Source organism: Curtobacterium sp. 179-B 9B NHS (assembly GCF_045370965.1).
In the GTDB taxonomy this organism is placed as follows: Bacteria; Actinomycetota; Actinomycetes; order Actinomycetales; family Microbacteriaceae; genus Curtobacterium.
Map to the genome: position 1 here is coordinate 66,940 of NZ_JBIQDQ010000017.1, position 7,590 is coordinate 74,529.

At 68.1% G+C, this 7,590-nt stretch carries 7 protein-coding genes; 5 read left to right on the top strand and 2 right to left on the bottom strand.

The genetic code is table 11. The annotated features are described in order from the left end of the window. Positions 1-130 precede the first annotated feature (130 nt). The 3 genes from ACH0A8_RS13630 to ACH0A8_RS13640 all read left to right on the top strand — a co-directional run bounded on the left by ACH0A8_RS13630 (position 131) and on the right by ACH0A8_RS13640 (position 3,216). Complete coding sequence (locus tag ACH0A8_RS13630; protein ID WP_406907372.1) at positions 131-1,558, top strand: hypothetical protein; 1,428 nt, start codon at positions 131-133, stop codon at positions 1,556-1,558. Beyond that, on the top strand, positions 1,558-2,436 hold the full coding sequence (locus tag ACH0A8_RS13635) for a DNA adenine methylase (RefSeq protein ID WP_406907373.1): 879 nt from the start codon (positions 1,558-1,560) through the stop codon (positions 2,434-2,436). The genes ACH0A8_RS13630 and ACH0A8_RS13635 overlap by 1 nt, the downstream gene beginning before the upstream one ends. 459 nt (positions 2,437-2,895) lie before the next feature. After that, complete coding sequence (locus ACH0A8_RS13640; RefSeq protein WP_066656746.1) at positions 2,896-3,216, top strand: hypothetical protein; 321 nt, start codon at positions 2,896-2,898, stop codon at positions 3,214-3,216. A 270-nt stretch (positions 3,217-3,486) separates the two neighbouring features. Here the strand turns inward: ACH0A8_RS13640 and ACH0A8_RS13645 are convergent, their stop codons facing one another. Continuing rightward, positions 3,487-4,422, bottom strand: coding sequence for an aldose 1-epimerase family protein (locus ACH0A8_RS13645; protein ID WP_406907374.1), 936 nt, complete (start codon positions 4,420-4,422; stop codon positions 3,487-3,489). Then, positions 4,419-5,270 (bottom strand): DeoR/GlpR family DNA-binding transcription regulator, encoded by an 852-nt coding sequence (locus tag ACH0A8_RS13650; protein WP_406907375.1) that lies wholly within the window; start codon positions 5,268-5,270, stop codon positions 4,419-4,421. The genes ACH0A8_RS13645 and ACH0A8_RS13650 overlap by 4 nt, the downstream gene beginning before the upstream one ends. 64 nt (positions 5,271-5,334) lie before the next feature. Between ACH0A8_RS13650 and galT the strand changes: the two genes are divergently transcribed. Beyond that, positions 5,335-6,432, top strand: coding sequence for a galactose-1-phosphate uridylyltransferase (gene galT / locus ACH0A8_RS13655; protein ID WP_209685384.1), 1,098 nt, complete (start codon positions 5,335-5,337; stop codon positions 6,430-6,432). Next, entirely contained in the window at positions 6,429-7,565 is a 1,137-nt protein-coding gene (gene galK / locus ACH0A8_RS13660; protein WP_406907376.1) for a galactokinase, read from the top strand. The genes galT and galK overlap by 4 nt, the downstream gene beginning before the upstream one ends. Positions 7,566-7,590: the final 25 nt, after the last annotated feature.

Consider the following 7,590-nt stretch of genomic DNA (forward strand, 5'->3'; position numbering starts at 1 on the left):
GGGCCTCGCACAGCGATCGGTTCGTGCTGCACCCCGCGATGCGCGCGGGTCTGGGAGATCCGGCTCAAGTAATCTCAAGCCAGCAGAGACACTCGTGTCTACCAGTGCCCCATGATGCGAGGATAACTCCATGATCCAGAACGAACCGATCAGCGGACTCCTGCTCGACGAAACTAATCCTCGGTTTGCCGACGCGGTGTCGAGCCAGGACGACGCCATCACGGCGCTCCTTCAAGACGCCCCCATGAAGATGCTCGCCCTCGCGAAGGACATCGTCGCTCAGGGGAGCCTGAATCCCACCGAGACAGCTGTGGCCGTCGAAGAGGACGGGGAATTGGTGGTCATCGAGGGCAACCGTCGGCTCGCCTGCCTGAAGCTCCTCGCCAACCCTGATCTCGCCGCCGATGCGGGCACGAATCTCGATCTCGACCTCGTGAAGCGATACAAGGCCCTTGCCTCCACGGGCACGCCGCCCTCGTCGATGGACGTCTTCCTCGCCGAGAACCGCGACGCAGCCAAGCATTGGATCGACCTCCGACACACGGGCGAGAACGAAGGCGTCGGCGTACTTGAGTGGGCCGCCTGGCAAACGAACAACTATCGCAGGAAGCGTGGCTCGCAAGCGGATCGCGCAACTATCTTCTGCGAAGCCATCGAGTTGACATTCCCGTCCGACACTGCCCTCCTTAGCGACGTAGCTACCGTCCGGCGGACAAGACTGACCACCCTCGGCCGCCTGATTGCCGATCCGGACGTGCGTTCGGACCTCGGCTTCGAATTTGAGGCTGACGGCATCGTGTACCACTACGATCCTGAGGACCTTCGCGCGGGCGTAGCGCGCGTCTTCGCAGATCTCGCCGGAAGCCTTTCCGTCACCGATATCAAAACCAAGGAGCAACGGCGCGCCTACGTGTCAGATCGGCACGAGACCCTCCCAGATCGATCGCGGAGACTTGCTAAACCACAGGTCCCATCCGCTGTCGCAGTGGACGGCAAAGACGAAGACGACCAGACCGCCGCTAGCGCTTCGACAGAAGCGGCAGACCAGGACGAGCCGGCCACTGACGATCAGTCAGCCACGCCGGGAAAGACTCCAAAAGCCAAAACCCAGAAGCCTGAACCTGTAATCTTCCATAAGCTCAAACTTCCGAACGTCAACCCTCGCATCAATAAGCTCTTGCAGGGTGCGCAGAAAATCAACATCGACGACTCACCGCAAGTTGCGGGCATTCTCATCAGAATATTGCTCGAACTTGTCGTGTCGGAAGGAATTGAAAAGGGCGTCGTGAAGAGCACCGAGGGTGCGAAGCTAAGCAAGAAGCTTCGCGAAGCCCTGCTGGCGATCGACCCGGAATGCTATAACCCGATTAAGCGCCAGAAAGATTTGGAGATGGCTTGGACCCGAACCCAGGACAACGACGGGATGGCGGTGCAGTCACTCCACGCTTTTGTCCACAACCTGTACGGCGATCCGACTGCGAGCGAGGTTAGGAACCTCAGCAGCACATTCCGCCCGGTCCTGGCTGGTATCGATCAACTGCTTGGCGGCAGCGTCTGATGGCACCACGCTACGTCAGCCCACTGCGTTACCCCGGCGGGAAGGCGAGGATGGCACCATACCTAGCCAGCTTGATCCGCGAACAGAGCATCCGCCCCATCGCGTACGCTGAGCCATTCGCGGGGGGCGCCGGAGCGGCCCTCAAGCTTCTGGTGGACGAAGTTGTCCGCAATATTCACATCAACGATCTTGCGCCAGGAGTAGCCGCGTTCTGGCGGGCGGTTTTCCAAGACACTGCAGGTCTCATCCGTGCCATTGAGCAGGCACCCGTGACTATTGACGAGTGGCATGTTCAGCGGGCCATCTTCGACCACCCCGAGGGCCATGACGACCTGACCCTAGGCTTTGCGACATTCTTTTTGAATAGGTGCAACCGGTCGGGTATTCTTTCCGCGCGACCAATTGGTGGTCTTGAGCAGACGGGGAACTGGAAGATTGACGCCCGCTTCAATCGGGCCGCGCTGGCCGAGCGAGTAGGCATCATCGGGCAGTACAGAAGGCGCGTTAGCGTCACACAACTCGACGCGAAGGATTTCATGTCCAGCATCGAAGGGCTGGGACAGAAGGCGCTCGCCTATGTCGATCCGCCGTACATCGTGCAGGGCGAGGACCTGTACCTCGACTCTCTCTCCTATGAGGATCACGCTGCACTGGCCGCACATCTCGCCCAGACGCCCGTCCCGTGGATCTTGACCTATGACACCGCAGAGCAGATCACCGACGACCTGTATCGCGGCTATCGTGCAGCCCAGTTCAGCATCGCGCACACTGCGCAGAAACAGCACATCGGCTCTGAATATGTCGTTTTCAGCGACAATCTCCAAGTTCCGAACCTCAACGTCGTGGCCCGTGCGAACGCGCAGTGGGTCGCCGTCTGAGGCGCTGCCCTACCTCGCTACCCGCCTGAAGGACCCTTCGTGAGCGATGGGGCGGGCGGATGGACGTATAACCGCCGTCCACACGAGCCCGCCCACTGAGCGGTGAACCCACTGCTCACCCCGAACTTATCCCGAACATACTTCGGCACCTCCTGGTAGACGCCGCGACGGACTGAAACGCAACCGGCGCCGATTCCGCGAACTACGAAGAACGCGGAACCCCCTGGGACTGGGTCACGTCTAATCCGAGGGTCGTGGGTTCGAGCCCCACGGGGCCCACCTCCTCTCTCGTGAGACGCCTACCGGGGTACAACTCCGTCACAGGATGTTCATGGTGCGTCTTGTGCACAGTCCAGACCCTGTTCAGCGGTTTGCCTGCACAGCGCCGATAGTGTCGTTCCCGGTCCTGATCCACGGACCGAACAGCACCGCAGCACCAGAGAACGAACGGGGTACACCGTGACCGAGCCCATCGACGCCACGCAGGCCAGCACCACCGGTGACGCGCGCCGCATCGTCGAGCTCGCCGCAGCGACGAACACCACGATGAGCAACCAGCTCCTCCTCGACACCCTCCGCCGGAACGCCCGCGTCACCACGCGGCACATCCGCACCGACTTCGTCGAGGTCGCCACCGCCACCGCCGTCCTCGGCTACGTGTGCCGGCAGGGCAAGGAGTACACGGCCCTGCGCGGCGACGACCCGGCCTGGGCACAGGAGATCGGGCGCTACGGCACGGAGTCCCTCGCGGTCGAGGCGCTGCGCATGCGCCGCGCCTGACGCACCGGAAGCACGTACGACGAAGGCCGCCCCGGACGGGGCGGCCTTCGTCGTGTCCGGAGGTCTCGTGGTCGCTCACGTGCTGCGCATGCATCTCGCGTTCGCAGGTCTCGTGCCCGCCGTCCTGGTCGCACAACGCGCCGCCCGAGATCGTTCCGGTCGCACGACGTGCCGCTGGCCGAGGACCTGAGCGGCATGTCTCGCGACCAGGAACCACGACCGGGTCCGGGTCCGGATCCGGCAGAGCGGTCCCAGGCGAGACCGCGGCGCTCAGGACCAGACGCGGCGGATGCCCCAGGTGCCGGTCCACGACTCGTCGGGCTCGAGCCAGCGCAGGCCCTCGCCGGAGTTCAGGGCGTTCGCGGGCGCGGTCATCGGCTCCACCGCCACGGCGAGCCCGGTGCCGTCGCCGCGGGGGAACTCGCGGGACGTGAAGACCTGCACGTACGGGAACGACTCGTCCTGCCAGAGCTCGACGCCGTCGCCCTCCGGACCGTGCAGCGTCGTGCGGCGCACGCCGTGCTCGTCGGCGGCGACGTCCCGGTACGCGGTGTCGAGGTCGGCGTCCCCGGCGCGCTGCCCCGATCGCAGGTCGTAGGGCGTGCCTTCGACGGACACCGTGCCGTCCGGGATCTTGTGCTCGTCGACCGTGAACGCCGTGGCGGCGTCGAGCGTGACGACGAGGTCCTCGGCGGGGGTGTCACCCGCACGCAGGTACGGGTGCGCGCCGACCGCGAACGGAGCGCGGACGCCGGAGCGGTTGACGACGATGTGGGTCACCCGGATCCCGTCGTCGACGAGCTCGTGGTGCACGCGGGTCTCGAGCGTGAAGGGCCAGCCGTGCTGCGGGTGGATCGTCGCCTGCTGTTCGATCGACGACCCGGTCTGCGACACCACGCGGTACGGCGAGAACCGCAGCAGCCCGTGCGAGGCGTTGCCGTACTTGGGCTCGGAGACGTCCAGCTGCTGCCGCTTCCCGTCGAGCTCCCAGACGGCACCGGCGACGCGGTTCGGCCACGGCACGAGCACGATGCCGTCGGCGCCCGGCGGCAGCGACGTCACCAGGAACGGCTCGGTCAGGTCGAACCCGGCGACCCGGAGCTCCCGGATCCCCGCGGCGACCTCGGTGACGACGGCCTCGACGACCCCGTCCGGTCCTGCGTGCCGGAGGTGGTACTGCCCTCCGGTGGGTGCTGCTGCGGTCATGGCTGCGACTTCCTTCCGTCTGGTGCTGCACGGCCGTCCTCGTCCGCCACGACCACCTCGACGCCGGCCGCCCGGATCGGAGCGACCGCGTCCGCCGTGGCCCCGGCGGTGACGACGACGTCGATGTCCTCGAGCGGACGGACGACACCGAGGTGGGCCCGGCCGAACTTCGAGCCGTCCGCCACCACGACGGTACGCCGGGCCGCGGCGGCGAGCATCCGCTTCGCCTCGGTCTCGGGCAGGTTCACGTTCGTCAGGCCGTGGCCGACGTCGAGTCCCGTACCCCCGAGGAACACCAGGTCCGCGGCGATCATCGGCAGCACGGCACCCATGAACGGCGCGACGAGGGAGTGCTGCAGCGGCCGGAGGGTGCCACCGGTCACGACGACGGTGAAGCGCGGGACCGCCCGCTCGAGCGCGAGTGCGGTGGTGAGCGAGTTCGTGACGACGGTGACGTCGACCAGGTCGGACCGCGCCACCAGGGCCTCCGCGACCGCCGCGGGCGTGGTGCCGACGTCGAGCACGACGCACTGCCCCGACCGGACCAGGTCGGCCGCAGCGCGGCCGATCGCGGCCTTCGCCACCTGGTGCTCGACGGCGGTCTCCTCGAAGGGGCGCTCGGTGGAACCGACCCCGAGGCGGACCGCACCGCCGCGCACCCGCCGGATGCGGGCCTCCTGGTCGAGCAGGGCGAGGTCCTGGCGGACGGTCACCTCGCTCGTGCCCAGCGCCGCCGCGAGGGCGGCGGTCCGGACCAGGCCGGGCGCGCCCTCGACGATGGAGACGATGCGGTCCTGCCGCAGCGGCGCGGGCAGCGACCCGGCGAGGAAGGAGAGGTCGTCGTCCACGGCACGAGTTTCGCGCACTTACGGAGTCCTTCGCAACGCTTCACGAGCGCGGTAGGGTGGGTCGGTGATCACCAAGCGCGTGACGACGCTCGCCGACGGCCGCGAGCTCATCTACTTCGACGACGCCGACACGCAGCTGCCCGCCGAGCGCAGCATCGACCAGCGTGTCCTCGACCCCCGACCGGAGACGGCTCGGATGCGGCAGGACGTCCTGACCGGCGAGTGGGTGTCCATCGCGGCGAGCCGGCAGAACCGCGTGTTCCTGCCGCCGGCCGACCAGGACCCGCTCGCGCCGCAGACCGCCGCGAACCCGTCGGAGATCCCGAGCCGCTACGACGTCGCGGTGTTCGAGAACCGCTCGCCCTCGTTCGGACCCCTGCTCGAGGCCGAGGACGGCCCGGAGTCGCTCGGATCGCTGTCCGACGTCGGGCTCAACCGCCAGCTCCGGAGCGTCGGTCGTTGCGAGGTCGTGTGCTTCTCCCCCGAGACGAGCGGCTCGTTCGCCTCCATCAGCGAGTCACGCGCCCGCACCGTGGTCGAGGCCTGGGCGGACCGCACCGCGGCACTGTCGGCGATGCCCGGCATCCAGCAGGTGTTCCCGTTCGAGAACCGGGGCGAGGCGATCGGCGTCACGCTGCACCACCCGCACGGGCAGATCTACTCGTACCCGTACGTCACGCCCCGCACGCAGCGGCTCCTCGCGTCGATCGAGCGCTTCGGTCCCGACCTGTTCGAGCAGCACCTCGCGAACGAGCGCGCCTCCGAGCGCGTGGTGCTGCAGGGCGAGCACTTCACCGCCTTCGTGCCGTTCGCAGCACGCTGGCCGATCGAGATCCACATGCTGCCGCACCGGCACGTCCCCGACTTCGCCGGCCTGACCGACGCCGAGAAGGACGAGCTGGCGCACATGCACCTGCGGCTCACCCGCGGCCTCGACGCGCTCTACGACACCCCGACGCCGTACATCGCCGCGTGGCACCAGGCGCCGGTGCACACTGCGCGGGACACCGTGCGGCTCATGCTGCAGATCACGTCCCCGCGTCGCGCGGCGGACAAGCTCAAGTTCCTGGCCGGCAGCGAGGCCGCCATGGGCGCCTGGATCGGGGACCTCGTGCCCGAGAAGGCGGCCGAGTTCATCCGAGGAGGGATCGAACGCGCATGACGTTCCAGCAGGTCTACGGGTACGAGCCGGCGGTGCGGTACTCCGCGCCCGGCCGCGTCAACCTGATCGGTGAGCACACCGACTACAACGACGGCTACGTGCTGCCGTTCGCGATCGACCGCCGGACGGTGGCGTCGATCGCGCAGCGCGACGACCGGCTGATCCGGGTCGCGTCGGCCTTCGAGCCGGACGCGGTGCACGAGCTCTCGCTCGACGCGCTGTCGCCGGAGAACATGGACGGCTGGTCTGCCTACGTGTTCGGCATCGCCTGGGCGCTCCGCGAGCAGGCCGGAGCCGACCTGTCCGACAAGACCGGCTTCGACGTCTTCATCGAGTCGGACGTCCCGGTCGGCGCCGGCCTGTCGTCGAGCGCCGCGATCGAGTGCGGCGTCGCGCTCGCCTTCACCGACCTGTGGGAGCTCGGCCTCGACCGCAAGGCACTCGCCCGCGTCGGGCAGTACTCCGAGAACCACGCCGTCGGCGCCCCGACCGGCATCATGGACCAGTCCGCCTCGTTGCTCGGTGAGCAGGACGCGGTCGTCTTCCTCGACTGCCGCACACTCGACACCGCCGTGGTCGACCTCGCGCTCGAGGCCAACGGGCTCGAGGTCCTGGTCATCGACACCCGCGTCGAGCACGCCCACGCGACGGGCGGCTACAAGGCCCGGCGCGACTCGTGCGAGCGCGGCGCTGCGGCCATGGGCGTCGAGGCACTCCGCGACGTCGCCGTCGAGGACCTGCCCCGCGCACAGGAGCTCCTCGACGACGAGACCTTCCGACGGGTCCGGCACATCGTGACCGAGGACCAGCGCGTCCTCGACACGGTGCGCACGCTCCGCGAGCAGGGTCCGCGCGCGATCGGCGAACTGCTCGTCGCCTCGCACGCGTCGATGCGCGACGACTTCGAGATCTCGGTGCCCGAGCTCGACCTGGCGGTCGAGACGGCGATGGCGCACGGCGCTGTCGGCGCACGCATGACCGGTGGCGGCTTCGGCGGTGCGGCGATCGCGCTGGTCGACCGGGAGGCCCGTGGCGCGATCACGGACGCCGTCACGTCCGCCTTCGCCTCGGCCGGGTACCGCGAGCCCACCGTGTTCACGGTGCACGCCGCGCAGGGCGCCCGGCGCGACTGACGCGCGGCAGCGCGAGGCGCCGCGC

What these genes read in the sequence shown, in the direction of transcription:
- ACH0A8_RS13630 (WP_406907372.1), top strand. Translation starts at nt 131, where the DNA reads ATGATCCAGAACGAACCGATCAGCGGACTCCTGCTCGACGAAACTAAT.
- ACH0A8_RS13635 (WP_406907373.1), top strand. Translation starts at nt 1,558, where the DNA reads ATGGCACCACGCTACGTCAGCCCACTGCGTTACCCCGGCGGGAAGGCG.
- ACH0A8_RS13645 (WP_406907374.1), bottom strand. Translation starts at nt 4,422, where the DNA reads ATGACCGCAGCAGCACCCACCGGAGGGCAGTACCACCTCCGGCACGCA.
- galK (WP_406907376.1), top strand. Translation starts at nt 6,429, where the DNA reads ATGACGTTCCAGCAGGTCTACGGGTACGAGCCGGCGGTGCGGTACTCC.